This window comes from Vibrio sp. 10N.247.311.14 (assembly GCF_041467715.1).
In the GTDB taxonomy this organism is placed as follows: Bacteria; Pseudomonadota; Gammaproteobacteria; order Enterobacterales; family Vibrionaceae; genus Vibrio; species Vibrio crassostreae_C.
In genome coordinates, this window is record NZ_JBFSVE010000014.1 from 1 (window position 1) to 24,291 (window position 24,291).

Sequence of the window (24,291 nt, forward strand, 5' to 3'; positions counted from 1 at the left end):
GACTTAACGGTAAATTGGGGAATTGAAGACTGGCAAACTATCGACTTTCTAGACGGAAAGCTCACCGCGGTTCCGGCTTTGCACGGCCATGGATGGATTCACAAGGTAATGGCTAATGGTGTTGGATTTTTCTTGGAGCTCCCCAATGAGCCTTCTATTTACATTAGCGGTGATACAGTTCTAACCGATGATGTAAAACGAGCGTTGACTGAGTTGAAACCTGATATCACAGTAGTCGCGGCAGGTCGTGCTCGTATGGACGTTGGTCAACCGTTATTGATGTCTATTGATGAGGTCATGGAGTTTATTCGCCTTTCCCCTAATAAGGTGGTTGCGAACCATATGGAGGCACTCAATCACTGTGCAGTGACTCGACCAATTCTTAAAGAAGCAATTGATAAAAACGGTTTGTCAGATAAAGTCCTTATTCCTGCTGATGGTGAGACCTTGGAGTTTTAGATACCTGAACTAATCCGGTGACTCCCGATTTAAGTAAATAGTCTAAATGATTTCTGTCCAAAAGCTTCTCGGATTGAATTTTTACCCGTGGCACTTTCTAACTCGAAAGTGCCCCATTCCAATTCGGGATGCATGTCTGTCACACTTCAAGGCTAGCCATTTGGCCTACATTTTCTAACCAGTGCAGTGTCTAGTGAAGTGCGGGCTAACCAAATGGCTCTTTCCTTAGTTGTTCACTACCAGATCATTGGTTTGGGTCACCCGCAGCCCTATAGAGTCTCTAGTTTTACTAGATCACACTTTGTTATATATCTCTAAGCTCGCACCTTCAATGGAATAGCCTGACTCGACCCCTATGTCATCAGAAATTACTGTTTCTGTTTTCAAGGTTCCTGTGATGTAAACGATATCCCAAAGGTCTTTAGTTGGAGTCCCTTCTTCAAACTTGACGTAAATAATCTGGTTTGGAGGTGGTGGTGGAACGTGAATACACGCACCATAAAAGGGAACCAAAAGAAACTCAGAGATTGACTCTGAGTCCCCTTCTAATGGAATCACGAAACCCGGTATTTTGACGTTGCTGCCATTCAGTTCTGGACGAACACTTCCCACTAGAGCCTGCTGAGCAACATTCGCACTATGGTCAAGGGCAGCAAGGGTTTCATCGCTGACGCGTGCACGTTCGCTTTCTGGGATCAGATCAAGCCACTCAATTTCTACCGTATTTTCATCGCGCACTTGGTTTGCTGCAAAAGAGGCAGAGCTGAATGTCACCATGATCAAAGAAGCGATGAACAATATGTGTTTCATATATTAACCTTTGTATTGTACATAACCCTTGTGCTGCACAGATTTGCGCGTCGATGGAAATTGCCACCGGTTTAAGGGGGATTAAGCCGATGGCGAGGGACAAAGCGAGCTAGGGCTTATTTCACTTGGTACTTGCTGTTAGTACGGATGTAGATTGTTGCCTCAGAGTCCCCCGTGTTGGTGATGTTATGAGAGAACTTGCCCTCAGATTCCACGTAGCTTCCCGGGTTTAAAGTAAGATTGCTGCTTTGTTCTTTTGAGTTGTACTCAATCGAGCCTGCAATCACAACGGCGCGGAACTCACTTGCGTCCGTGGTGATTTTTCCTTCAAAGCCGGCAGGCAGTTTGATCATTGAACCACCCATGTCAGAAGTGCTACCCCAAACATACGTTGATTGAACACCGTCTACTTTGATATCGTGAAGATCACTGCTGTTTAGCCACACGATATTGTCTTTATGCAAGTTTAGAGGACGTTCGCCATTATCGAACTTCTCTTCAGATGGTTGAACTAGATATGGACCCGCATCAATCTCAAGGTAGATTAGGTTTGTTTCACCGTTTGCGGCAGTGGTGTGGTCTTCACCTGCTGGTTGCGTCCAGAACGAGCCTGTTGGCATCCACATCTTTTCTGATGTTGGATCGTCATTATGCATTTGACCTTCAATGACCACACCGCGGTACGTGATGTTATGAATGTGCGGTGGTGACTCAAAACCCTTGTTAAAGCGTACCAACATACCTGTTGCGGTATCCGTTGTACGGTCACCCCAAAGGTCCGCAGCTCCCGGGCTAAGTACGCCGCGCAAAGGGTTTAGATAACCCCACTCAATATCGTTTACCGCGACAACTTTTGAAGAACCTTCATCGGCAAAAGAAGGTGTAGTAAGTAGCGTTGCGGCTAGTGCTAATGTCGATGCTTTAAATAATGATTTCATAGTAATGCCTCTGCTGTATTTGCTTGAGGTGAATATTATTCAAAATTATTCATTCGATAAACGGGCTAATCTTTAATACACTTTCCTTAAATCGTGGATAATAAAACTGACCATTCGAGTAGTGAAGAGTATAGTGATGAAAATTTCAGATTTACAGGTTTTGTTGAAAGTTGCTGAGCTTCAATCGATTACAGCCGCGGCGAATCAACTTGATATGAGCTCTTCTGCTGCAAGTGTGTCATTAAAACGGATAGAGCAAGAGTTAGGAGCCGAGTTATTTGTTCGAACGACGCGAAAGATGCGCATGACCCCAGAGGGTGAGCGGTATCTACCTTTGTGCCAACAAGCATTGGATTTGTTGCAACAAGGGCAGGTGTTGGTCAATGAAGAGCAGCAATCCATCAGTGGGGAAGTTCGTATCGCGGTGTCTTCTGAGATGGGGCGCAACCTGATGCGCGTTTTGCTTAATGATGTAATGGACAAGCATCAAGACCTGTCATTGAGGCTCCATGTGAGTGATAGCCGAACCGATTTTTACCGCGATGGGGTCGATGTGGCGTTACGAGCTATGACTAAAGGTGCCGCGCAAGAATCCAACTTGTATGGATTTAAGATCTGCGATATCCCTCATGTTCTATGCGCTTCTCCTGATTATATTGAAAATCATGGTCGACCTTTGGTTCCTGATGATTTATATCAACATAAAGCCTTGCTCTACAAACTGTACGAAGTCGTGCACGACGGTTGGGATCTTTATCATGGTGATCAAAAATACAGAATAAAAATGAACAGTGATCGAGCTGTGAATGATGGTGATATTGTTCGTCGGTGGTGTATTGATGGGGTGGGGATAGCGAAGAAATCCGCTATTGATGTCGGTGAAGATTTACTCGCGGGCCGATTAGAGAGGATATTAGTTAATAGCGATATACCACTGACCGAAATGTGGCTGATATTACCGAGTCGTCAGTTGATCTCTCCAGCGATTCGATTAATACGTGATGAGCTAAAAGTCAGGATTCACCAGCTTCGCGACAACTTGCTTGAGCAAGGGTTGATTGAAACTCGTGAATGGCCGCTGGATAACTAGCTATGGTCGCCAATAATTGTTCTAGAGACAAGCTAAACCAGCGTTTGCCATACTTCAGTTAATTCGTCTTTCCCTAATTTAGCAAAAGTGCTAACTCAGAAATGTCCATTTCCTTCCAACTACAATCGTGATGACCAAATTAAAAAGGAGGTCATCATGGTAGTTTTCAACAAAACGAAGTGGCGTCAAAAAGCCTTTTCGGCTTGAGGAAATTTGGCGGATCAGAACCAGATTAGAAATTGAAAATAATTTGATGCAGCTTGCGTTGCTCAACTTAGCTATTGATAGCAAACTTAGAGCAAGTGATTTGCTCGTTCTCAGAGTTTGCGATGTATCTTCGCAAGATAGGATATTTAACCGCGTTAAGCATATCCAGCGCAAAACAGATATTGAAGTTCAATTTGAGATAACGACAAGAACTCAACAGAGTCTAATGAAATGGATTTTGATGGCTTCGCTACATGACAGCAATTTTATTTTCCCAAGCCAAAGGCGAAAGCAACAAGCGATTAGCTATTCGTACTATCGATACTTAGTGAGGAGATGGGCTTCTAATCTGGGGTTGGATCCTAACTTGTATGGCACTCACTCGATGAGGCGAACAAAAGCGACGTTAGTCTACGCAAAAACGAAAAATATCCGAGCGGTGCAGCTACTACTTGGTCATACCAAGGTAGATAATACAATCCGCTATCTTGGGGTTGAATTAGAAGATGCATTGTTGCTTTCAGAAGGTACTGAGTGTTAATCGAAAAGGAACCTAAATACTTAGGTGTTTCAATTGCTATTACGCTGAAAGTTGTTACCCATTCACCGCTACACTTGATTATTTTCAATACGTTAAGTGCAAATACTACTAATCTGTCCAAGGTTTGAGGACCTTGAACAGATTAGGTATACACAAGCTTAAATTAAACGTTGGAACGCGCGTTTTTCTTCTTTGATTTATAGGCTTTCATTGAAATTTTTAAAGCAAGCTGTTTTTGTTTAATTGAAATGAGTTGTCTAGTTACGACCTTATGGTGTAACTCTGTGATAAAGTTTTTTTCCCAAGGCGTAAGGCGGTCAAACCTCAATAAAATAGTGTCATTGAGTACATTGAACAACTCGTATTGGCTTTTATCCATTCGACTGCTAAGCATTCAATTAGAGCACTTAGCTAGAGAAATGACGTTAAGGCTTTCTACTTTCTCATTTTTTCCTAAGGTAATGATTCGATAAGAGATCCCACTCTCTAATAGTGGTCTTATTTCGATGTTGTCACAAAAACTAACGGCGACTTTTTCTACTAATCGGTCCATATTCAAAGTTTTCTTTTTTACGAAAACAAGAGTGACACTATCGCCCTCTGACTGTGCATTTACGAGTGTGATTGAGCCTAACTCTTGTGGAAGTTGGCTTGAAATAACTGTCGCTCTATAATCGGCAAGTCCATTAGATTTTATTGGGCTTATCTGACAACCGTTAAGCATGACACTGACGAAGAGAATTACAGTTGTTCGTAGCATTATGCGCTCCTTCTTCCTTTCTTCTCCCTTTAGGTGCCTTAAAATATTTATGGATATAACGTGAAGACATAGAAGATAAGAGCGCACTGTAATCTAAACTGAATGTGACTTTTTCCCCTACAAGTAGTGGTTTCTGTGAGGATTCAAGGACAAGGTGATCGCTAGTTGAAGACATGATCTTAATCCCATTCGGAGCCTTAAGCCCGCCGACACAAACATCTTGGCGGCCTAATGCCAGAATAGCTTGCGATACCTCCCCTCTATCTTGAAGGTTTTCTTTTTCACCAAAAGCATTTAACCCCCGACTTCCCCAAGGCAAAGTCGGTTTAATTTTGGATTCAATCACTTCAGCGGTCAAAGAAATCGCATCCGTATGTAAGCCTTTGATATTTTCGTGCTCTAAAGGCTCACAGCCTAAAAAAATTGCTTCTCCTATACGAAGGTGATTGACTCGAGTTAAGCCTGTTCTCTGAAGAGCCCAGTTAACTGAAGCAGAATTACCCCCTGAAATAATTTCTAGATTGATCCCAAATGTAGCTTCAATTCCATCGGCAAGATCAGAAAGAATATTCATATTTTTGTCATCTGGAGCGACACCATACCGACAAGCTAAATTCGTACCAATTCCTTTTATCGTGATGTTTGGTAAAGAAATAATCTCACGGATAAAATCAATAACGCGATTAGGCATCACACCTTCTCTGAGATCGCCAAGCTCAACCATAATAATAATATCGTGACGACAATTTTGTTGTTCCGCTGCATGTGAAAGCCTCTGAATCACTTCAACTTCAGAGTTTAAACTCATATCACTGTATTTTATTATGCTCGCCACTTGACTGAGCATGGGTGTACGTATCAGCATTTTGGGGATAGAAATGCCAGATTCAGTCATCTTTTGAAGATTTTCGATTCTTGAATCGGCTAACATTGGTGCGCCAGCATCAATAAGAACTTGTGCGATGATAGGGTGACCGAGGAAGGCTTTTGTTACAGGCGTAACGGATATATTTTTCAGTGAGAGCTGAGTAATCAGGAATTGAGCGTTATGGTGAACTTTCCCACAATCGATGTCTAACCTAGGGTAGTTCACCCTTTTTCGGCCAGTTTACTTTCTATTTTAGGGAAAGCTGACGTTACGATGTGCAACAGATGTTCGACAGGTTGTGACAAGACATCAGTAACAGGTAGACCAAATTCGGTAGTGTAACTGTCTATCACACTGCGTGTTTCATCCAACGACATATCTTCATGATTCAGTGTTAGTCCAATAACATTGGTATTAGAAAACGTTTCGATAAGATTGATTTCTGAGGCAATCGAAGGCATTGGGCAATCAGGAAAATCACTACGATATAAACGTTTAGGGGCATGTTGCAGTATCACACCCGTTGGACAGCTGCCACGTAAGATAAAAGCGCTGGTTGAAAACGCAGGGTGACTCAAGGCTCCTTGCCCTTCAATAATAATCAGATCCGGGTTTTCTTTTTCATAGGCCTGTACAATGACAGATTCCAACTCACCGGCACAAAATTGTGAAGGAACAGCATCGAGTGCAACGCAGTATTGTGCGCCTTGCATAATGCCTGTTTGACCGGTGGCAATCAGAACGACGTTAAGGCCTTTTTTAGTCAGTTCATTCGTTAATATTGTTGCTGTTGTTCGTTTTCCTAGCGCGCAATCCGTCCCCATGACAGCAATTCTCGGACATTTAACGTTGTGTATTTTCCCGATAAACGTTTTCAGATCGCCTTTATTTTTGGGTTTGCGAGTATCGAATATTCGAACGTTATTCTTTAAGCTGGCTTCTAAAAATAGAGGATCATCGGTTAGGAATTCATGTAAGCCATTTACGATGTTCATTCCTAGTGACATGGCATTTAAAATTATGCTTTTATCTAAGTCAGATAAAAAGCCACTTGATGGCGCAATGCCAAAAATGAAGTAATCAGGAATGCTTTCTGCGTGAATGATAGCTTCTTCAGCATTAGCAAGGATAGGTATTCCATTGGCTTTGTTATCAAGAACTTCACCAGCATCTAAGCCAGCAGACTCACTATCAATAACCGATAGAATACGATAGCTTAACGAATGTCTCACTAACCCATTAGCGGTTTTACCATCAATTTTACCAAAATTACCTTCGCAATATATAATCGCAGAAGGGATGACAGGTTTTACTTTCTGAGCAAGTGGTAACCAAGGTGCGAAATGGGGTACATCGTTGTTGATTTCTACATTTTCAATTCTAGTGAGTTTGAAGATGTTTCTTAACTTTTGGGTTGAAATGGACATAATTAAAGCCTGCGGTGAGGCTTAGGAGGGCAACTAAGGAGTGCCGAGATGTGAGTTCGGAAAAGAAAAGAAGTCCCCACTAAGCGGTAGGGATAACAACCAAGATAACACACTCACCAGACTTTTGTTGATTATTATTAATACGCTTTCTAAGTCTATCACTTTCAGGCTTCACCCATACTAACGTGATTGATTAGAGATCTAAGACTCATTGTTCAACGTCGCCGTATCAACCTCTCAGCTTTAAGGTTTCAAGATACTTTTTCTAATATTAGTTAAGTGAATTAGAGTTTTGAGTTTAACGCGTTTTTGTCCAAACCCGTGTTAATAGGTGCGATTATAATAGCTTGCCAACCAACGAAGAATTCGTGATTGCTCAACAGTCGGTAGAACTTCTGTAATCTGAACTGAAGTCTAAGCAAGAAAAAGACAATCAAAAGCGAGCCCAAGTGGCTCGCTTTTTGTGTCTAGTAAAGATGCGTCTGAATGTTTTAACAGGGGGATAGCCTACAAGGCGATCGTGAAACAGTTTTAGAACAGAGCTTAAATTGCGACTCATCGGGTGATCTGGAAGCGCTAAGGTTATTTAGTCCCTGAGCGGTAGTTTGGATCTGTCCAGCATCGAGGTAACTCTTCCCCTGACATAAACATCAGTTCGGACTTTTTAAACATCTCAGGGTCTTGCTGTTCTTCGCCTGCTTGAAACCGACCTTCGATACTGTCTTGAAATAAGTTGGTTAATTTGGTCATTTCAGTTACATCAACGAGGTCACCGGTTTTTTCTCTTTTAGAAACATTTTTTTGCCCTCAATCTAATCGGTCACCCCAAATTATAATTGCTATTTGGAAAATGAGAGTCTTTTCAATTCCGGCACTTCTTGACTAAGCAGACCCCAGAGCTACGCTTATGATCATCGACAACCCAATCGATGAACAAACTTATCCTCAACAAATAAATGGAGTCGCGATGTCATCTGCCCATATTGCAAACAATCTCAGTGAACTGATTGGCGATACCGATCTTGTTAGAATCAACAGTCTTTCAGAGATATCAGGTTGTGAGATTCTTATTAAGTGCGAACACCAGAACCCGGGTGGTTCGATTAAAGATAGAGCGGCACTTCAGTTGGTTATGGATGCAATAGAAGCCGGTAAGCTTAAGCCGGGAATGACAATCGTTGAAGGTACTGCTGGTAATACGGGAATAGGACTTGCTCTGGTCGCTAAATCCCTTGGTTACAAAATGTTGGTGGTGATGCCAAAAGGGCAGGCACAAGAGAAAGAGCGCATGATCTCGCTTTATAATGCTGAACTGTTATTGGTCGACCCTTGTCCTTTTGCAAACCCTGAACATTTTTACCACACGGCTAAGCGGATTGGTGTCGAAAATGAGAGTTATTGGTGGGCAGATCAGTTTGAAAATCTCAGTAATTATCGAGCGCACTATTTAAATACTGGACCTGAGATCTGGCAGCAAACACAGGGGAATATTGATGCTCTAGTTTCAGTGGTGGGGACGGGTGGAACCATTGCCGGAAACTCACACTATCTATCTGAGCAGCAACCCAATCTCGAAACTTGGTTAGTTGACCCAAATGGGTCCGGCATTTATTCGTTTCTACGTAATGGACACTATCAATCAACGGGAAGTTCGTTCACGGAAGGCATAGGGATCATGCGAACGGTTGAAAATTTCAGGCAGGCAAAAATCAATCGTGCCATCACGCTTCCCGATCAGGATTTGGTGACGATATCCCGCCTTGTTGCGGAACATGACGGTATTCTTCTAGGAAGCAGTTCGTCGTTGAACGTAGCAGGTGCGCTATACGCTGCGGCTAGAATGGGGAAAGGGAAAACCATCGTTACATTTAGCTGTGACCTTGCTGAGCGCTCATATTCGAAGCTGCACAACGAAACGTTTCTGAAAGAAAAAGAGATACAGCTTAATAAAGAAAACCTCTCTCAACTATGGGCTCGTTATCAAGCCGAAGATGGCAGTATGGTCGTCAACGTATAGTCGCTTTAAGTTAGTAACAGCCAGTGGTCTGCCAGCTCTTTCGTTAGCGCTGAACATCCGTTAGCGTTAAGCATCCGGTTAGAGCTAAACATCTGTTAGCGCCAGAACCGGCACTATTGCTTGTTATTAGGGTAGTGAATCACATTATGAAATACGGCGTTTCCTTCACCGATATTTTTGTAGGCATGGGTCTGGTTAGCATTAAAGCGAACAGCTTGTCCTGCGCGTAACGTATGCCACTCATCATCAAACATCACGGCCATCTCTCCTGAAATGCATAAGATGTGCTCAGTGACGCCTGCGTTATGTGGGGCGGATTCATGCTGGTAATCGGGTGCTAGGGTGAGTTCGAATATTTCAAATCCTAGTGCTTCCTCAAAAGGAAACAACAAACTGACGAAAAAGCCAATGTTGTATTCCTCATGTCTTAGTTCGTTTGCATCTCTGAATAAACTCGTCAGTTCACTGTTTGGGCTAGCAGTGATAAAGCTTGAAAGTGACACCTCGAACCCAGAAGCTATTTGCCAGAGCTTAGCGACTGTCGGGCTGGATTCTCCACGTTCAATTTGTCCTAGCATTGCTTTGCTCACGCCAGTTTCTTTCGCTGTTTTGTCTAAGCTCCAGCCTTTTTCTTGGCGAAGGCGTTTCAAGTTAACGCCAACTTTAATTTCTGTTTGCATATTTTCTCTACAAGTTTTTACAAATAAGTTGTGCGTTATAGCGCACAGTGCTAGGTTTGGACTATGGACGTTATAACGCACGCAGGAAGAGATTAACATGACTAAGCTAAAATTTTCTCACGTCAGTACCGGCTTTATCGCTGTTTTAATTGGTTATGCGAGCGCCGCGGCGATTATTTTCCAAGCGGCAATGAGTGCTGGAGCAACTGAAGAGCAAGTGGCGTCATGGTTTTGGGCGTTGGGGGTTGGCATGGGCGTAACCACAATACTGCTCTCGTTTCATTACAAGAAGCCTGTGGTTACAGCGTGGTCGACGCCTGGAGCGGCGTTGTTAATCACATCTCTTGAAGGGCTGACAATGAATCAGGCTGTGGCCGTGTTTTTGTTCAGTTCGATGTTGATCACGTTAGTTGGATTGGCGGGGATATTTGAGAAAGTCCTAAAACAGATCCCAACATCGATTGCCTCTGCGATGCTCGCGGGGATTCTATTGCAATTCGGTTTGGGTTTGTTCACGTCGCTAATGGAAGAGGCACAAGTCGTAGCGGTCATGCTCGCTGTATTTATTCTGGCGAAAACGCGGTTAGGAAATTTACTGATCCCAAGCATTTTCATTATCGCACTGGTTATGTGTGTGGGTTTTGGCAAACTCGATGTTAGTCAGGTGACTATGGGATTAACGACCCCAGTGTTCATCACGCCCGATTTTGAGTTCTTTTCGTTGTTCAGTGTCGGTATCCCACTGTTTATAGTGACGATGGCTTCACAGAACTTACCGGGATTTGCGGTTCTAAAAGCGAATGGATACCAAGTCGATTCATCGAAGATCATTACCACCACCGGGGTGACAGGTTTGATTTTCGCGCCGTTTGGTGGCTTTGCGTATAACCTTGCTGCGATTACGGGCGCTATTTGCATGGGCCCGAATGCGGATAGTAATCCAAAGACACGTTACATGGCGGGGATCTGTATGGGCGGGTTTTACTTGTTAGCTGGCGTGATGGGGATGTCATTTGTGTCGCTGTTTAGCGCTGTGCCCTCCGAGATTGTCATTGCGGTTGCTGGCTTAGCGGTGATGCCGACCTTGATGAATTGTTTAGCTGTTTCGATGGCAGACACCCACTATCGAGAGCCTGCACTGCTTACTTTCTTATTCACTGCTTCTGGCACCAATTTACTGGGGATCGGCAGTGCATTTTGGGGTTTGTGCATCGGGTTGTTTTGTTGCTGGTTACACAATTACAAAGCTAAGTCGCGTGGAGCAAGCAAGGCTTCGCAAACTTCGTCGTAATCAAACGACCCAAGATTAGGATCAGGTTCGCTGTGAATTAGAAACATCAGCAAGCTGTTTGAGTAGTAAGCCCAGTCATACTCGTGACTGGGCTTGCTTACAAAGGAATAAAGCTACTTAACTTCGTATCTCAGTAGCACTTCATTATCGAGAACGACATTTGTCGACCAGATAAAGCTTGCGCCAGCACCACTGAATTTTTCGATAAAGTTCATGTACGCTTTTTTATTGTTCACGCCAATATCGTCTTCTGAATATACCGATGCTTGAGGCCAAGATGTTGAATCGAACTCTTGGTTCATCCAGTTGGTTGGTGTTTCCCAATGAGCGGCGTAGGCATCTTGACCTTGGTCAGTTCCTTCCGTGGTGCAGCTTTCAGAAAGACGCTTCCCGTCCACTTCACTCAAACAAGTCAGGTCATAAATCGGTGAGGTATAAAAGGTTTGTGCTTGCCATTCTGGTCCTGTCACGGTTCCGTCACTAAAGCTCGCGATAAAGCCACCATCGCCAGCGTGGTATGCCTTTCCGCGGTTATCTTCGCTGCCAAGACCTAGGTTTTCTTCCCAATCAATCACTTTCACCGCAATCGTGTAAGGCTTCTTCACCTTAAATTTGACGATGTTTGAGTTAAACGGTGTGAAAGGAACGGTGTCTACCGCGATTAACTGGCCGTTGATATAAAGTTCGAAATAGTTATCGGCAAAAATATAACCTGTTATTTCTTCACCGTCTTGATCCACTATCGCTACAGGTACAGAGCTTTGATCGACTTCGGCTAGGCTGCTTGGTGTGGTGTTTGAGCACTCTTCATAAAGATCAAAGGCTTTTGGCCCTGTCGCAAAGTTGTTCTTGGCTGGAACCGTCCAAACCTTTCCTTCTGAGTCCGTAATTTCCCCGACGCCCGCCACTCGGCTACGTCCGTTTGCACACTCAAAGAGATTCGATTCAACGGTGTTCGCCAACCCTTGAGTAATACTCGCTGAGCCATGGTAATCACTGATGTTACTGACCGAGGGTGTATCTGATGATGGAGAGCAACCTAAAACGAGCAAAGCAACCGATGAAAGGGCAAGGGCTTGATATTTTTTGATGATCATTGATTGGGTATCCGAGAAGGGGTTATTTAAATAAGCGTGGTTCAAAATAAGCCAAGTGCAAGTAAGTTAATTGAAAACAAAGCTATTTCAAACAAATCCGAGCTAAGTAGCTAAGTAGTTAAGTAAGCCGTGATCTCATAGCTAACAGCTGGAGCGACGAAACTAAGCAAGAGCCAAAATATTTGTGAGGTGCCACGCTTGTTATCTGATAAGGCATATATTACCCGTACAAATGTAAACAAGCGTAAAGCTGAGTAAGCATGCGCAAAACAGCGCTTTTATAGGATGATCACATCAGCTTGCGCGGAGCTTGAAAAATACTTAGAACGAAGCGGTTTCAGGTTGTGATTGAGATAGTATTTTGCTACAAAACGCGCATAATCTCGCTATACAACATTTAAAGAAGAATTTACCTATGACTACCTTTCAATACTACTTTCACCAACTGCCTTGCTTCGACTGTAAAAAAACGACAGTAAGTACTGATCTTGGTTGGTTAACGCCTGCGATGAAAGACGATGCTATCGCACAAGTGACAGCAACACTTGCACAAGGCGAGGTTACTCCTGATCTTTCAGCGGACGTGGTTTGTACGAAAGATGAAGCGCGTGAGTATTTACTACTGAACTTCTTCGGTTATTCAGAAGAAGAGCTAGCAAGCGGAATCGAAGCGGATGATGAAAAAGAAGTGGCAGACGAAATCGCAGAGCTACTTGAAGAAGGTAAAGACACCATCACCTTCGAACATGAGATTGCTCTTCAGTGCTGCGCAGACTGCGATGTTGAAGACGAGTCAAACTAAGCTTTTGTATTAAGAGTATTAAACTAAGTACTCTTATTAAGGTTCATCATGCAGCTATGATGTTCTAATGATGAAAGGCGTTAGCGAATTGAAGTTCGCTAACGCCTTTTTTGTCTCTCTGCTTCTTATATAAGCGACATTAAACCTTAAGATGTTGTGCCTTCTGTAATGCCTTGTTTGCTCAGTTGCGAAAGGATCTCAGCGGTTTTCTCTCTGAATAAATCTCTCAGTAGACGCACAGTAGGGGTGATGGATTGACGACTTGGACACACTAACCACAGCTCGGTAGGTGTCGGCTTAAATTCAGGCATAACTTTAACCACTTCGCCTGAAAGCAGGTGAGGAGACATGTCTAGACAAGATTTTATTGCCACCCCTTTACCTGCGATACACCAACGTCTTACAAGGTCTGCGTCGTTCGAAGCGCGATTTCCTTTTAGTTTCACTTTATGATCTTGAGTACCATCGTTAAACACCCACTCGTCTTGCAACATGTCATGGAGTTGGTAAAGCAAACCATTGTGCTGAGCTAAGTCACTCGGGTGTTTTGGTGTGCCCATTTCAGCCAAGTATTCAGGAGCCGCACACAATATCCTCGGCACATCGCATATCTTGAAACCATACATGTTCGCATCGGTCGGAGAGCCGTAACGCAGCGCCATATCGACGGAATCTCGGTAGAAGTCGATATTGCTATCGCTGATGCTAGTGCGAAGCGTCGCCTTTGGGTATTCAAGCAAGAACTCATCTAACCAAGGTGTGATTAGGTTGCGTCCTAGATCTGATGAAAGCGCTATGCGAATTTCACCGTCAAGAATACCGAGCTCTTCGCGCATATTGAGCTTTGCTTGATCCAACATCTTTAAGGCTTGTTCGCATTCCGGTAAATAACGCTCGCCTGCTGAAGAGAGCCTAAGGTGGCGTGTGGTTCTAACAAACAACTCTGCACCGAGTGCCGCTTCAACACGTTTTACCGCTGCACTTGCTGTGGCAGTACGCATATCGAGGTTGGTGGCTGCAGCGGTGATACTGCGAAACTCCGCCACTTTCAAAATGACCTGTAAGTCTTCAAGAAGCATATTATCTACCTGTATTGAATTATGTTCTAAACATGGCGTTGGGATATTTCCCCATCACAATCTGCAAATGGGTTATCTCTACTTATCGCTTCTAAGTTAGCTTCAAACACTTAATTGTCAAAACTAATTTGATAATAATTCAAATGTGAGGCTGTTTTAAATTAGTAATTTTCTCACTATCATTTTCCCATATCGACAACGTAGCGCAGTACGCACTGTATGGACGAAGCCTACGATCTAGGGGGATAAGATGACTAAGAAAATCACAATGGGTGTAACGGATTTGTCGTTCCACCGTACGACCGCATCATTGGTTGCCAATGTATTGAAAGCCATGGGCTTTGAGGTAGAGCGCATTTTCTCTCCACATCAGGAGAACTTTGAAAAGCTGAAAACAGGCCAAGTGGATATGCTTTCTTCTGCGTGGTTACCATCAAGTCACGGTATCTACAAAGCTGGCGTTGAAGAAGTTGAACCGCTTATCGAGCTTGGGCTTCATTATGAACCTTATGCTTTGTGGGGCGTGCCAGACTATGTGCCTGAAGAGGCGGTTTCTGAAGTCTTTGATTTATTAAAAGCCGAAGTGGTCAAGAAAATGAACTCGACCATCCAAGGTATCAACCCCGGCGCTGGCATCACACGCTTCTCTATCCAGATGATGAAAGACTATGGCCTGAGCGATGCTGGTTACCAGTTCTTTCCTGGCAGTGAAGACGATTGCTTCAGTGCCTTTGAAAGTGCGGTCGCAGACAAAGAGTGGGTGGTAGTGCCACTGTGGAAACCTCAGTTTTTGCACTATCGTTACGATATTCGGGAGCTCAAAGAACCAAAAGGCCTACTCGGAATTGTTGATAGAGCGGTACTTCTTTTAAGAGATGATAAGAAGCACCTGTTCAGCGAACAACAGATTCAGAAGTTGGATTCGCTACGTTTCTCGAACGACATCATCGCAGAGCTGGATTACAAAGTTTGCCGTGAAGGTAAAACACAAGATCAAGTGACACATGATTGGTTGATTGAGAAAGGCCTGATTTAACCTTTCAGCCGTGGTAGTGCAGTTAGATGTCTGCATTACCCAGATAGCGGTAACACCATTATCAAAAATTATTTGAGAATTATTAAAATATTAGGCGGTTTATCTAGAGTGAGAATTGACTAAGATTAACTCGTCTAATTCAAGGAGAAAGCACAATGTCACTACCATCAAAAATGAAAGCTATCGGATTTACTCAATCACTTGCGATTACAGAACAAGACAGTTTGTTTGAGTTTGAAACGAGTCTGCCAGAACTAAAAAATAATGACTTGCTGGTAAAAGTGAGCGCGACTTCTATCAACCCTGCTGACGCAAAAATTCGTATTCGTAATGCCAAAGACAAAACTCTTGAACAGCCAAAAGTGCTGGGCTATGACGCAGTCGGTGAAGTTGTTGGCAAAGGTGCTGACGTTGAAGGCTTCAAAGTCGGTGACCGTGTGTACTATGCGGGTGACGTAACACGCATGGGTGCTAACGCAGAATACCAAGCTGTGGACTACCGTATTACCGCTAAAGCGCCGAAGAGCCTTTCTGATGAAGCTGCAGCCGTTATGCCACTAGCAACGCTTACGGCATGGGAAGCGTTGTTTGACCGCCTACGTGTTCGTCCTGAAGAGAAAAAGTCTATCCTGATCATTGGTGGAGCGGGCGGCGTTGGTTCAATTACGATTCAACTGGCTAAGCAACTGACCAACCTAAATGTTATCGCAACAGCTTCAAGACCCGAAACTGAACAGTGGGTAAGAGATATGGGAGCGGACTATGTGGTGAACCACCGTAACCTTGTTGAGTCTGTCCGAGAGCAAGGCATTCAACATGTCGACTACATCTTCAATGTTGCTGATACAAAAGGGCACTGGGATGCGATGGTTGAGTTGATCGCACCGCAAGGCATGATCAGTTCGATTGTTGAATTTGACGGTGGAATTGACTTATCAGCGCTGCAAGGAAAATCAGCAGGCTTTGTTTGGGAGCTGATGTTCACGCGTTCATTGTTTAACACCGAAGATATCCAGAAGCAGCAAGACATCTTATTCCAAGCTGCGAATCTGATTGATTCGGGCCGTATTAAAACGACTTTAACCACGACCCTAAATGGCTTTAGTGTGGATACAATCAAAGATGCACACCAACGCATTGAGAGCAGTGCCTCGATTGGTAAAACTGCCATCAAATACTAATTGCTGATGTTTTAATCCGTCGTTGTTTTGAGTCGTTGACGGTTTAAATAGAAGAAGCCCCTGATATCTGATTGCTAGTCAAAAGGTTTCAGGGGCTTTTGTTTGTTTTCAGTTTAGTCAGCTTCTGGTGATGTGATAGGTTTCGATGTTCTGAAGTGAAGCTGTATTAGGTCTAGCTCAAAAGGCGAGGGCTGTTTGTCCGCAATCAAAAAAACTATTTGTTTGATGTCTCGTGCCTTAAGTTCCGGCGCATCGCTCAGTAGCCGACCTCTGAACACCGCTTGAAAATCATTGAAGTGGAACACCTTGTTAAGCCGCACTCCCTTTATCGTATCGAAATCGTGTTTGTATTGAACTCGATTACCATCTTTCGATGTTGTGAGCCTCAGTTGGTAAGTGCGACCATCACCAACGAATACTAGCTCTGCGCTATCTATTTCATGGGCTGGTGATTTAATGGAGCGCTTTATGGAACTGAACCCCCCATTATTTTCTAACGATAGCTCGCCCTTAAATTGACTCGTCTCGCCTTCGTAAACAAGCTCGCCTGTTGAGATGCCGCCCATCACATTGTCGTTGGTCGCTGTCCAATTCTTATGTTCGTTCGGTTGTATAAAATCAATCATACCTATGCCTGCTACAGATACTTGAGACCATAAAAAGGAGAGGCTGAGTACTAGCCACAAAGGGTGTCTTCGCTTAAGCAATGAAGCCGTTTCGTTCATGATTGTCTCCGTTAGCCGTTAGTCTGTTCGCGTTTTATGGAGAAGGTTCAGTGGCAAGCATACCCATACAATGCTCAATAAATTCAGAGTAATTTGAAGCGTTGTCGTACTCAATTTTTAGCGAACCGTGAAACATCAGCGTCACCGTGACGTCTTTATAGCTTAGCCAACAGGTGTAACCGTCGTAATCATGCCAAGCCGTCATTTCGCCAACTAGATATTTGTTGTCCCGTTGCTCACCGGAAGAGCGAATAAACTCAAATACTCTGAGAAATTCAATAATGGTGATTCTGTTGTCCATGTTTTGCTCCCGCTGAGTAGTTATTGGTAATAGGCTGAATATTGGTATCTAAATTTGTTACTGTTTGATTGCTGTCCCTACGGCTTGCCTTTGTGTTCCGATCACTGAAAGTGATCTTATCTTCTCGATAAACCTCTGTTTTCTAATATTTTCATCGTCATTCCATACATCCGATTAATCCTGAGCAAAACGGGTGTAACAAACTTAATAACGATGTTAACCCTCAAGATAAAGACAAGCTTAATTTACGTTTATGGTGGTTAATTAAAATTAGAGTCGATAGGATAAATAGCGTCGGAGCCTTGTTATTGGCTGAAATGGAATCTACAGAAAGTGCGTGTCAACATGATAGAAAAACTGAAAAAGGAATGGTTTCTTGTAGGGATGGTGGTGGCTATGGTCGTTGCTGTTTTTACGCCGGATTGGGGCAAATCGGGTGGGGTACTTCATCTCGATACGGTGACTGTTCTCGGCATCGCTTTGGTGTTTTTCTTACACGGTTTGGGTTTGTCTCCCAAAGCCATTCTTGAGGGGCTTTCGAATTGGAAGCTGCATGTTTTTGTACAAAGCGCGACATTCTTAGTTTACCCACTGCTTTGGGTGATATTCGGGCAAGGCTTTGTCGCTTATATGCCAGCAGCTCTGGCCTTTGGTTTCTGTTACCTCTTCGTATTACCGAGTACGATTTCGTCTTCGGTCGCGATGACGGTGATTGGAAAAGGAAACCTACCGGGTGCGATATTCAATGCATCACTTTCTAGTATTTTAGGCGTGTTCATTACGCCTCTACTGATCCAGCTCTTTATGGGATTGGAAGGTGCAGAGCTAAACCTGATGGAATCGGTGATCTCTATATCTAAAATGCTGCTATTGCCAATGATTGTCGGCCAGTTGATGCGCCCGTTACTTTTTGAATGGACTCAGAAACACAAGTCAGTGGTCAATAAGTTAGATAAATACGTGATACTTCTGATCGTCTACAGTGCTTTCTGTGACTCTATTGAACACGGTATTTGGAGCGACTTTTCACCAATGCTGTTGTTGCTGTCAGCGGTGATTTGTTTAGTGGTATTGATGGTGATGGTACACGGCATTCAATGGAGTGCCCGAAAGGTTGGATTCAATCATCAAGATGAAGTCGCGGCAGTATTCTGTGGTACTAAGAAGACCTTAGCGGCAGGTATTCCTATGGCTAAGGTGATCTTTGCTCACAACCCTAATCTAGGGATGATATTACTACCAATCATGCTTTATCACCCGATTCAGATCTTTTACTGTGCAGTGCTAGCCAACCGTTACGCCAAGGTTGATACACAATCTAGTTAAACTTGTTTGTTGTTACAAGTACAACAGAAAAACGCCTTTCACTTCGCTGTGAAAGGCGTTTGTATTTGAATCTACTTCACTTTAATTAGAGTGCTTGAATCTGTATGAGCAAATGCGTTGTCGTAGATCTCTAAGCCTGTTGTTTGAGAGTACGTCAGCGTATCGTCTGAAATGCTAATGTTCATCGTGAAGCCCGTGGTGGTTGCGTTGTCCGTCATGTATTCGGACTCAGCGATGCCACGCTTAGACGCAACTAACGTCATTGTATCGCCGGCAGGGCCTTCTGCGGTGACACATGTGGTGCGTGGTACGCAGTAAGAGTTGTAGACGACCTGATTTTTTTGGTCGTAGATGAAGTAGCCACGTTGATCGTGGAACTTAGAGTCGTCGGCCTTTCTGAATACTTCTTGTTTGTAGTACAGAGCAACCAGATATTGATCGCTGGCATTGGTTGCATCTGCCGCAACCTCAAACGTCATTACTTCATAGAATGGTGTAACCGCGGGACCACCTGCACCCACTTCTGTGCCTTCTTGGCCTGGAGAAATATCAACGCCGCCAGTTTCGACTGATTTCCATGTGCCGACTAACTTTGCGAGTGGACCAAAATCCATACCATTGATTGTGTTGTGGTCGGCTACTGCTGGAGCCGAGATTACCGCTGCGATACCAAGTGCTAATAATTTTTTCACTTTAACTTCCTTTTTATTAATTATCTGACCCCAATAAAAATAAGGTTATTGTGAAACTAGTTTATTAACCCAGATCAGTTTTGTTGGCTAATATGAAATCGAATTGTAACTTGATGTATCAGTCAATAAGGGGATATTAATGTGTGTATATATTGAGCAAGAAGCAGTTGTTGGGTCGTCTTATCTCAGTGATACACCATGGGTTTGCTAACTCTTGTGGTTGAGTTGAGTCACATTGGATTAGGTCGTCTAAACTTAAAGCTTGTATCGCATCAAATACGACAATTTGGTCTCTAAAGACGTTCTCGAAATAAATGCAAATTAGTGCTTTACCTCAACTTAACTTGAGGTATTAGGATATGCAACGTTGCTTACGAGAATACTTTAAGGAGAGAAGAATGATCCAACTTGAACATGTGAATTTAGTGGTAAAAGATATCCCAGAAATGCTGGCTTTCTATAAAGCGGCGTTCCCTCATTGGTATATTCGTGATGAGGGAAAAGGGGAGTGGTCAGGTAAGCCACGTAACTGGCTGCATTTTGGCGACGAGTACCAATACATCGCATTGAGTGATCACGGTGAGGGTGAAAACAGAGATTTGGCAGGGCACTCTGTTGGCCTCGCGCACTTCGCTTATGTGACCAATAATATCGAAAGCGTCACTCAACGTCTTATCGATGCGGGTTTCCCGATTGCTAAACCTGGCGCTGAAGAACCTTATCGAAAAAATGTCTACTTTGTGGATCCGGCAGGCTTTGAAATCGAGTTCGTTGAATACCTAAGTGATGACCCTAAGTTACGAAATGCCACGAGTTAGTTACGTAATACGCCGCTTTGTTAAAGTTGGTTAGCTGAATGAAAGCGCGCTAGAGAGCATTTATAGAAAAGGGCATTGTGGAATAATCCGCAATGCCCTTTTTAGGTCTATGCAATAGCTGATTATTTAGCTGATGTTTAGCTCAGTTGTTGGGTTGTTTATTTAGCCTTAAAAGGCACCAACAGTTGTTTGCCAAACACATTAATCAGCGCGCCAGTCACAATCAGGCCACCGCCTAGATAAGTCCAAACCGATGGAATTTCATTAAAGATCCACACGCCTAACAGTGCCGAGAAGACTATCTGGACGTATGAGTAAGCCGAAGCTTTACCCGCCGCTTGAGTCTGCATCGCTTTGGTCAAACCGTATTGGCCTATCTGAGTGAAAATACCGACTAACACGAGCATCACGGTTAAGAATAGACTTGGCCATACAAAGTCGTTCCAAATAAGGACTGTCGATATTGGCAGAGCAACCAGTGGGAAGTAGAAGATGATGACAGAGCTGTCTTCCGTCTGGCTCAGCTTTCTCACAATCACATAAGCAATTGAGCTACCAAACGCACCACATAACGCCACCATAATGCTGAATAGCGGTAACTCGCTGCTCGCGCCGCTGTTCATGCTTGGTTGAACCATCACCAATAATCCCGCTAGGCAGAATGCAATGCAGATCATGGTCGATTTCTGGACGCGTTCTTTCAGGAACAACACACCGAGCAACGCGGTAAAGACCGGATGTACGTATTGTAGAATGGTCGCTTCGGCTAATGGCAAAGTGGTCACAGCGTAGTAAACACACATCAGTGCTGCAGTACCTACTGCGCCACGAACAAACAACAAAGGTTTGTTATTACCCCAGATCGAAATGCCTTTTCGTTTTACGTCGATGTAGCTGATGATCAAAGACACCAAAGCCCTTGCTGCAACGATTTCGAATACAGGAATGCCATAATTGCTGATGTATTTCACACAAGCTGACATCAGTGCGAATCCAAAAGCGGAGAGGATCATGAATCGAACCCCAACAGGGATTTGTGAAAAAGAGAAAGAAGACATAAAAATATCAATAGGCTGAGGGAAAAGGAATCATAACTTAGTTTAGAAGAGCCGACCAAAGTCTTTGTCCTGTTCTATTACACCAAACCATTGATATTGCTGTGCGAGTACTTTCAGCAACTCGATCTCTTTTGTTGTCTCTTCTCTAAGCCATTCAATAAGGTCGTTGATGATAGGCGTGTGACTACGCTGGTGCATGAAGTAAGTCCAAGCACTGTGTTGGATTTTTGCATTTCTAGGGCAGTACAAGAAGCCTCGTTGGAGATCTTGTTGAACTAACAACAGATCCGTGACCGTAACCCCTTCACCGGATAGACAGGCACTGAGCGCCATATCTAAAGACAAGAAGCTGGTATTTCTGACAGGTTTCTTTGGTGGGAATTCAACATCGGCCAGCCACACTTTCCAGTCGTGATGATCTAAGGTTGGATGCAGCCTTGGCAAGGTTAAGATTGAATCAAGGTCGGTGTCTTTGGTGGTTAAACTAGTAGAGCAAACCGGCGCCATGAACTCTTCACGCAAGAAGGTAATGTCAGGTGCCTTGTCATAGCGTTTTTTGAAACGCGTGTGGAAGATCAGTAGATCATACTCACTACTATTAATCGATTCGTCTTCCTCAATCACAGGAACAATGACTATCTCATGATCTTGATAACGCTCGTTTAATTCCCGAACTTTGGAGATCAATACTCGCGTCGCGAAACTCAGAGTCGCTTTGATCACGATACGCTTCTGCTTGGGCTCACTCCAAGAGGCGATAACAGCTTCGATATTACCGTAGCTTTCTCGCAAAGCCACATACAAATCATGACCTTGTACCGTTAATTCTATGGCTCGATGCTTACGAATAACCAGTGATGCGTTTAACTCATCTTCAAGCTGTTTGATCTGTCGGCTGATCGCACTTTGTGTCACATGCAGCTCTTCGGCAGCCAGCGTAAAGCTCATCAGCCTTGCGGCAGCTTCAAAGGCTTTTAAGCCATTATGTGATGATGGCAAGCTAGGATATGGGGTCATAATTCGTTCGCATGAGTTTATGGAATGTTAGAGTCGCAAATTTATCAATTGAACGCTAGCCTCATCGATCGTATTTTGGGCGAAATTACCTGAGGCGCTCATGAAAAAAATACTCACTCTTGCATTCCCTTTGATCATTTCACAGCTGATCTCTATGGCTTTAGTCCTTACTGATGTTTGGATGATGTCGCGTATCAGTGTGTCAGCCCTTGCGGCTGGTGGCTTAGGTGCCTCAATCTACTTTTTCATCTTCATTATTGCGAGCAGCACCGTGGGTTGTGTCGCGAACTTGATTGCGATTGCTTATGGTCAGCGCGTAGCTCGCCCTGAGTTTGGTAATACTCAAATTAGATTGGCGGTGAAAGGCGCAACCATGTTGGCATTCGTGCTCAGCGTGACCTTAATGGCCAGCTTCTGGTTTGCTCCGTTGGTATTAGAAGCAGCCAAACAGCCACCAGAAGTGATCACTTTAGCCATGGAATATGTCCATGCTTTGAAGTGGGTAATGTTGCCTTCGCTTATCTTGTTGGTACTTCGTGGCTTAACCAGTGCGTTTGGCAACGTGCGCTCCATTCTTGTGATGTCGATTATCACCGTAATTCTGAATGTGCCAGTGAGCTACTTTCTCACCTTCCAATTAGACATGGGCTTAACAGGTTTAGGGCTTGGTACGGCTATCGCGGCATTTATCGTGATGGTTGGATATACGGTTTGGGTATTTAAGCGTGACGAGTTTAAGCAGTTCGCCCCTTGGCTAAATACAGAAGAGTATTCAATCAAGTTGATGAGCCCATTGTTGTTGATGGGTCTACCTATCGGCTTGGCTGCTTTACTTGAGCATGGCTTGATTTACGGTGGCACCTTGATGGCGGGCACGATCAGTATTGCTTCGTTAGCCTTGCACCAAATCTTGCTGCAATGTTTAAGCTTTACTTGGAACTTCAATTTTGGTTTCTCACAAGCTGCGGCGATTTTGGTTGGCCGTGATTTTGGCGCGGGTAACTACGAAGGAATAAAAAGAACCTCGATTCAAAGCTTCATATTGGTGTCGGTGTTGAGTGTGGCGTTGTCGGCCGTGTTCATTATATGGCCTGAGATGATCGCTTCTATCTTCAAGTTAGACGATGGCACGGGTGCTATGACTTCACTACTGGCTTCTGTGATTTGGGTCGTTGCTTTGTGCTTTATTGTTGATGCTTGGCAACTACTGGCGATTAACCTGCTAAGAGGCATGAAGATTGTCTCTATGCCAACCGTGATGACTGCCATCGGTTACTGGGTATTTGGCTTACCTGCGGCTTGGTATTTGATGCCTAAGTTCGAATTGGCAGGGATTTGGGGCGGAATCGGTGTTGGCTTAGGCGTGACAGGTATTCTGCTGCTTATCCAATTGATGCGTGTCATTCAAAAGAACAACCAATCTCCAGATTTGTCGAATCATGCTTATACGTGATTTGCTTGTGATGCTCGCCTTTACCATGGAACCTTGAACGATAAACGTTGTATTGCTGACCGAGAACTATCAATTACCAACAATGACCTATAAGCCCTAAATTGCGTACTTCGTAATTTAGACCTTGGTCTTACAGAAACCGAGCTAAAAGGTGACTAGAATGATTTGAGTTGCTCACCGTTTTATCAAGGAATACACAAATGGAAGTTGGATTGTTCTGGGCTGAAAAAGGAATGTTAGTGCTTGGCGCACTGTTTGTTTTGACGAGCATGATGCAGTACGGAAGACGCAGTAGTGATTGGAAAGGCGTGATTACGATGTTCTACAAGCGTATCCCAATGAACATCGCCGAATACAAATGGTATCGCCTGGGGATCGCGTTGTTGGTATTTGCTGTGATCATACGTTTCGCATTACTGATTTTATGGCCTTCATATCAGTTCTAGTTCTCTTGCATTAGCTTTGTTGGATAGCTCTCTATCATGGCTACATAAAGCCGTTCAATGAATGAGTCAGTCGAGCCTTAATAAACCCGCTTGTTAAGGCTGCTGTTAAATATAATAGTGCTATTACTCAACAGCAAGGATTGGCTATTACCTTTGTAGCATATTGTTTTTC

The 24,291-nt window shown here is 43.8% G+C and carries 27 protein-coding genes; 12 read left to right on the top strand and 15 right to left on the bottom strand.

Annotation, left to right across the window (positions count from 1 at the left end; all coding sequences use genetic code 11):
• A partial coding sequence (locus AB6F11_RS07020; protein ID WP_372179403.1) for an MBL fold metallo-hydrolase occupies positions 1-459 on the top strand: 459 nt, incomplete at its 5' end.
• 294 nt (positions 460-753) lie between these two features.
• Here the strand turns inward: AB6F11_RS07020 and AB6F11_RS07025 are convergent.
• Entirely contained in the window at positions 754-1,269 is a 516-nt protein-coding gene (locus tag AB6F11_RS07025) for a DUF3299 domain-containing protein (RefSeq protein ID WP_102320869.1), read from the bottom strand.
• 116 nt (positions 1,270-1,385) lie between these two features.
• Complete coding sequence (locus AB6F11_RS07030) at positions 1,386-2,207, bottom strand: DUF4437 domain-containing protein (protein WP_102320870.1); 822 nt, start codon at positions 2,205-2,207, stop codon at positions 1,386-1,388.
• 136 nt (positions 2,208-2,343) lie between these two features.
• Between AB6F11_RS07030 and AB6F11_RS07035 the strand changes: the two genes are divergently transcribed.
• The gene (locus AB6F11_RS07035) at positions 2,344-3,297 is read left to right on the top strand and encodes a LysR family transcriptional regulator (RefSeq protein ID WP_102320871.1); all 954 of its coding nucleotides are present in this window, start codon (positions 2,344-2,346) and stop codon (positions 3,295-3,297) included.
• Between the two features lie 211 nt (positions 3,298-3,508).
• On the top strand, positions 3,509-4,045 hold the full coding sequence (locus tag AB6F11_RS07040) for a tyrosine-type recombinase/integrase (RefSeq protein ID WP_102394471.1): 537 nt from the start codon (positions 3,509-3,511) through the stop codon (positions 4,043-4,045).
• A 163-nt stretch (positions 4,046-4,208) separates the two neighbouring features.
• Here the strand turns inward: AB6F11_RS07040 and AB6F11_RS07045 are convergent, their stop codons facing one another.
• The 5 genes from AB6F11_RS07045 to AB6F11_RS07065 all read right to left on the bottom strand — a co-directional run bounded on the left by AB6F11_RS07045 (position 4,209) and on the right by AB6F11_RS07065 (position 7,850).
• Positions 4,209-4,439: a hypothetical protein gene (locus tag AB6F11_RS07045; RefSeq protein ID WP_004735670.1), complete on the bottom strand. Its 231-nt coding sequence runs from the start codon at positions 4,437-4,439 to the stop codon at positions 4,209-4,211.
• Positions 4,440-4,805 (bottom strand): type II secretion system pilot lipoprotein GspS-beta, encoded by a 366-nt coding sequence (gspS2, locus tag AB6F11_RS07050; protein ID WP_016788065.1) that lies wholly within the window; start codon positions 4,803-4,805, stop codon positions 4,440-4,442.
• On the bottom strand, positions 4,762-5,898 hold the full coding sequence (locus AB6F11_RS07055; protein WP_065584873.1) for an alanine/ornithine racemase family PLP-dependent enzyme: 1,137 nt from the start codon (positions 5,896-5,898) through the stop codon (positions 4,762-4,764). The genes gspS2 and AB6F11_RS07055 overlap by 44 nt, the downstream gene beginning before the upstream one ends.
• On the bottom strand, positions 5,895-7,100 hold the full coding sequence (locus AB6F11_RS07060) for a DUF1611 domain-containing protein (RefSeq protein ID WP_102394470.1): 1,206 nt from the start codon (positions 7,098-7,100) through the stop codon (positions 5,895-5,897). The genes AB6F11_RS07055 and AB6F11_RS07060 overlap by 4 nt, the downstream gene beginning before the upstream one ends.
• Positions 7,101-7,682: 582 nt before the next feature.
• Entirely contained in the window at positions 7,683-7,850 is a 168-nt protein-coding gene (locus AB6F11_RS07065; RefSeq protein ID WP_017062447.1) for a hypothetical protein, read from the bottom strand.
• 217 nt (positions 7,851-8,067) lie between these two features.
• Between AB6F11_RS07065 and AB6F11_RS07070 the strand changes: the two genes are divergently transcribed.
• The gene (locus AB6F11_RS07070) at positions 8,068-9,117 is read left to right on the top strand and encodes a cysteine synthase A (RefSeq protein ID WP_102320367.1); all 1,050 of its coding nucleotides are present in this window, start codon (positions 8,068-8,070) and stop codon (positions 9,115-9,117) included.
• Positions 9,118-9,230: 113 nt separating this feature from the next.
• Here AB6F11_RS07070 and AB6F11_RS07075 read toward each other — a convergent pair whose 3' ends face one another.
• A complete protein-coding gene (locus AB6F11_RS07075) occupies positions 9,231-9,797 on the bottom strand; it encodes a helix-turn-helix domain-containing protein (RefSeq protein ID WP_102394469.1) in 567 nt (188 codons plus the stop codon).
• Positions 9,798-9,894: 97 nt separating this feature from the next.
• Between AB6F11_RS07075 and AB6F11_RS07080 the strand changes: the two genes are divergently transcribed.
• Positions 9,895-11,088, top strand: coding sequence for a benzoate/H(+) symporter BenE family transporter (locus AB6F11_RS07080; RefSeq protein ID WP_104216421.1), 1,194 nt, complete (start codon positions 9,895-9,897; stop codon positions 11,086-11,088).
• A 113-nt stretch (positions 11,089-11,201) separates the two neighbouring features.
• On the opposite strand, the gene AB6F11_RS07085 is transcribed toward AB6F11_RS07080, so the two are convergent.
• Positions 11,202-12,185 carry a hypothetical protein gene (locus AB6F11_RS07085; protein WP_104216420.1) on the bottom strand — a complete coding sequence of 328 codons (984 nt, stop codon included), beginning with the start codon at positions 12,183-12,185 and terminating at the stop codon, positions 11,202-11,204.
• Between the two features lie 415 nt (positions 12,186-12,600).
• Here AB6F11_RS07085 and AB6F11_RS07090 point away from each other — a divergent pair, with 415 nt between their 5' ends.
• On the top strand, positions 12,601-12,987 hold the full coding sequence (locus tag AB6F11_RS07090) for a hypothetical protein (protein ID WP_102394466.1): 387 nt from the start codon (positions 12,601-12,603) through the stop codon (positions 12,985-12,987).
• Between the two features lie 146 nt (positions 12,988-13,133).
• On the opposite strand, the gene AB6F11_RS07095 is transcribed toward AB6F11_RS07090, so the two are convergent.
• Positions 13,134-14,066: a LysR family transcriptional regulator gene (locus AB6F11_RS07095; RefSeq protein WP_102394465.1), complete on the bottom strand. Its 933-nt coding sequence runs from the start codon at positions 14,064-14,066 to the stop codon at positions 13,134-13,136.
• 268 nt (positions 14,067-14,334) lie between these two features.
• On the opposite strand from AB6F11_RS07095, the gene AB6F11_RS07100 reads away from it, so the two are divergent.
• Positions 14,335-15,102 (top strand): glycine betaine ABC transporter substrate-binding protein, encoded by a 768-nt coding sequence (locus tag AB6F11_RS07100; RefSeq protein WP_102394464.1) that lies wholly within the window; start codon positions 14,335-14,337, stop codon positions 15,100-15,102.
• Between the two features lie 155 nt (positions 15,103-15,257).
• Positions 15,258-16,283, top strand: a complete 1,026-nt coding sequence (locus AB6F11_RS07105; protein WP_102394463.1) for a zinc-binding alcohol dehydrogenase family protein — start codon at positions 15,258-15,260, stop codon at positions 16,281-16,283.
• A 113-nt stretch (positions 16,284-16,396) separates the two neighbouring features.
• Here AB6F11_RS07105 and AB6F11_RS07110 read toward each other — a convergent pair whose 3' ends face one another.
• Both AB6F11_RS07110 and AB6F11_RS07115 read right to left on the bottom strand, forming a co-directional pair.
• Complete coding sequence (locus AB6F11_RS07110) at positions 16,397-17,008, bottom strand: CIA30 family protein (RefSeq protein ID WP_102394462.1); 612 nt, start codon at positions 17,006-17,008, stop codon at positions 16,397-16,399.
• A 34-nt stretch (positions 17,009-17,042) separates the two neighbouring features.
• Positions 17,043-17,309, bottom strand: a complete 267-nt coding sequence (locus AB6F11_RS07115; protein ID WP_017068432.1) for a DUF3081 domain-containing protein — start codon at positions 17,307-17,309, stop codon at positions 17,043-17,045.
• Positions 17,310-17,654: 345 nt separating this feature from the next.
• Between AB6F11_RS07115 and AB6F11_RS07120 the strand changes: the two genes are divergently transcribed.
• Complete coding sequence (locus tag AB6F11_RS07120; protein ID WP_032545880.1) at positions 17,655-18,635, top strand: bile acid:sodium symporter family protein; 981 nt, start codon at positions 17,655-17,657, stop codon at positions 18,633-18,635.
• A 71-nt stretch (positions 18,636-18,706) separates the two neighbouring features.
• Here the strand turns inward: AB6F11_RS07120 and AB6F11_RS07125 are convergent, their stop codons facing one another.
• On the bottom strand, positions 18,707-19,327 hold the full coding sequence (locus tag AB6F11_RS07125; RefSeq protein ID WP_017062436.1) for a heme-binding beta-barrel domain-containing protein: 621 nt from the start codon (positions 19,325-19,327) through the stop codon (positions 18,707-18,709).
• A gap of 398 nt (positions 19,328-19,725) precedes the next feature.
• On the opposite strand from AB6F11_RS07125, the gene AB6F11_RS07130 reads away from it, so the two are divergent.
• The gene (locus tag AB6F11_RS07130; protein ID WP_104216419.1) at positions 19,726-20,145 is read left to right on the top strand and encodes a VOC family protein; all 420 of its coding nucleotides are present in this window, start codon (positions 19,726-19,728) and stop codon (positions 20,143-20,145) included.
• 158 nt (positions 20,146-20,303) lie between these two features.
• Here the strand turns inward: AB6F11_RS07130 and AB6F11_RS07135 are convergent, their stop codons facing one another.
• The gene (locus AB6F11_RS07135) at positions 20,304-21,203 is read right to left on the bottom strand and encodes a DMT family transporter (protein ID WP_017068434.1); all 900 of its coding nucleotides are present in this window, start codon (positions 21,201-21,203) and stop codon (positions 20,304-20,306) included.
• Positions 21,204-21,245: 42 nt separating this feature from the next.
• Positions 21,246-22,220 carry a LysR family transcriptional regulator gene (locus AB6F11_RS07140; protein WP_017068435.1) on the bottom strand — a complete coding sequence of 325 codons (975 nt, stop codon included), beginning with the start codon at positions 22,218-22,220 and terminating at the stop codon, positions 21,246-21,248.
• A gap of 100 nt (positions 22,221-22,320) precedes the next feature.
• Between AB6F11_RS07140 and AB6F11_RS07145 the strand changes: the two genes are divergently transcribed.
• Positions 22,321-23,673 (top strand): MATE family efflux transporter, encoded by a 1,353-nt coding sequence (locus AB6F11_RS07145; protein ID WP_017062432.1) that lies wholly within the window; start codon positions 22,321-22,323, stop codon positions 23,671-23,673.
• Positions 23,674-23,873: 200 nt separating this feature from the next.
• On the top strand, positions 23,874-24,119 hold the full coding sequence (locus AB6F11_RS07150) for a hypothetical protein (RefSeq protein ID WP_010430578.1): 246 nt from the start codon (positions 23,874-23,876) through the stop codon (positions 24,117-24,119).
• The last annotated feature ends 172 nt before the right edge of the window (positions 24,120-24,291 follow it).

Bases quoted from the DNA above. Each gene is read 5' to 3' on its own strand.
- AB6F11_RS07025 (WP_102320869.1), bottom strand. From the start codon at position 1,269: ATGAAACACATATTGTTCATCGCTTCTTTGATCATGGTGACATTCAGC.
- AB6F11_RS07030 (WP_102320870.1), bottom strand. From the start codon at position 2,207: ATGAAATCATTATTTAAAGCATCGACATTAGCACTAGCCGCAACGCTA.
- AB6F11_RS07035 (WP_102320871.1), top strand. From the start codon at position 2,344: ATGAAAATTTCAGATTTACAGGTTTTGTTGAAAGTTGCTGAGCTTCAA.
- AB6F11_RS07045 (WP_004735670.1), bottom strand. From the start codon at position 4,439: ATGCTTAGCAGTCGAATGGATAAAAGCCAATACGAGTTGTTCAATGTA.
- gspS2 (WP_016788065.1), bottom strand. From the start codon at position 4,805: ATGCTACGAACAACTGTAATTCTCTTCGTCAGTGTCATGCTTAACGGT.
- AB6F11_RS07060 (WP_102394470.1), bottom strand. From the start codon at position 7,100: ATGTCCATTTCAACCCAAAAGTTAAGAAACATCTTCAAACTCACTAGA.
- AB6F11_RS07065 (WP_017062447.1), bottom strand. From the start codon at position 7,850: ATGACCAAATTAACCAACTTATTTCAAGACAGTATCGAAGGTCGGTTT.
- AB6F11_RS07070 (WP_102320367.1), top strand. From the start codon at position 8,068: ATGTCATCTGCCCATATTGCAAACAATCTCAGTGAACTGATTGGCGAT.
- AB6F11_RS07075 (WP_102394469.1), bottom strand. From the start codon at position 9,797: ATGCAAACAGAAATTAAAGTTGGCGTTAACTTGAAACGCCTTCGCCAA.
- AB6F11_RS07080 (WP_104216421.1), top strand. From the start codon at position 9,895: ATGACTAAGCTAAAATTTTCTCACGTCAGTACCGGCTTTATCGCTGTT.
- AB6F11_RS07085 (WP_104216420.1), bottom strand. From the start codon at position 12,185: ATGATCATCAAAAAATATCAAGCCCTTGCCCTTTCATCGGTTGCTTTG.
- AB6F11_RS07090 (WP_102394466.1), top strand. From the start codon at position 12,601: ATGACTACCTTTCAATACTACTTTCACCAACTGCCTTGCTTCGACTGT.
- AB6F11_RS07095 (WP_102394465.1), bottom strand. From the start codon at position 14,066: ATGCTTCTTGAAGACTTACAGGTCATTTTGAAAGTGGCGGAGTTTCGC.
- AB6F11_RS07100 (WP_102394464.1), top strand. From the start codon at position 14,335: ATGGGTGTAACGGATTTGTCGTTCCACCGTACGACCGCATCATTGGTT.
- AB6F11_RS07105 (WP_102394463.1), top strand. From the start codon at position 15,258: ATGTCACTACCATCAAAAATGAAAGCTATCGGATTTACTCAATCACTT.
- AB6F11_RS07110 (WP_102394462.1), bottom strand. From the start codon at position 17,008: ATGAACGAAACGGCTTCATTGCTTAAGCGAAGACACCCTTTGTGGCTA.
- AB6F11_RS07115 (WP_017068432.1), bottom strand. From the start codon at position 17,309: ATGGACAACAGAATCACCATTATTGAATTTCTCAGAGTATTTGAGTTT.
- AB6F11_RS07120 (WP_032545880.1), top strand. From the start codon at position 17,655: ATGATAGAAAAACTGAAAAAGGAATGGTTTCTTGTAGGGATGGTGGTG.
- AB6F11_RS07130 (WP_104216419.1), top strand. From the start codon at position 19,726: ATGATCCAACTTGAACATGTGAATTTAGTGGTAAAAGATATCCCAGAA.
- AB6F11_RS07135 (WP_017068434.1), bottom strand. From the start codon at position 21,203: ATGTCTTCTTTCTCTTTTTCACAAATCCCTGTTGGGGTTCGATTCATG.
- AB6F11_RS07140 (WP_017068435.1), bottom strand. From the start codon at position 22,220: ATGACCCCATATCCTAGCTTGCCATCATCACATAATGGCTTAAAAGCC.
- AB6F11_RS07145 (WP_017062432.1), top strand. From the start codon at position 22,321: ATGAAAAAAATACTCACTCTTGCATTCCCTTTGATCATTTCACAGCTG.
- AB6F11_RS07150 (WP_010430578.1), top strand. From the start codon at position 23,874: ATGGAAGTTGGATTGTTCTGGGCTGAAAAAGGAATGTTAGTGCTTGGC.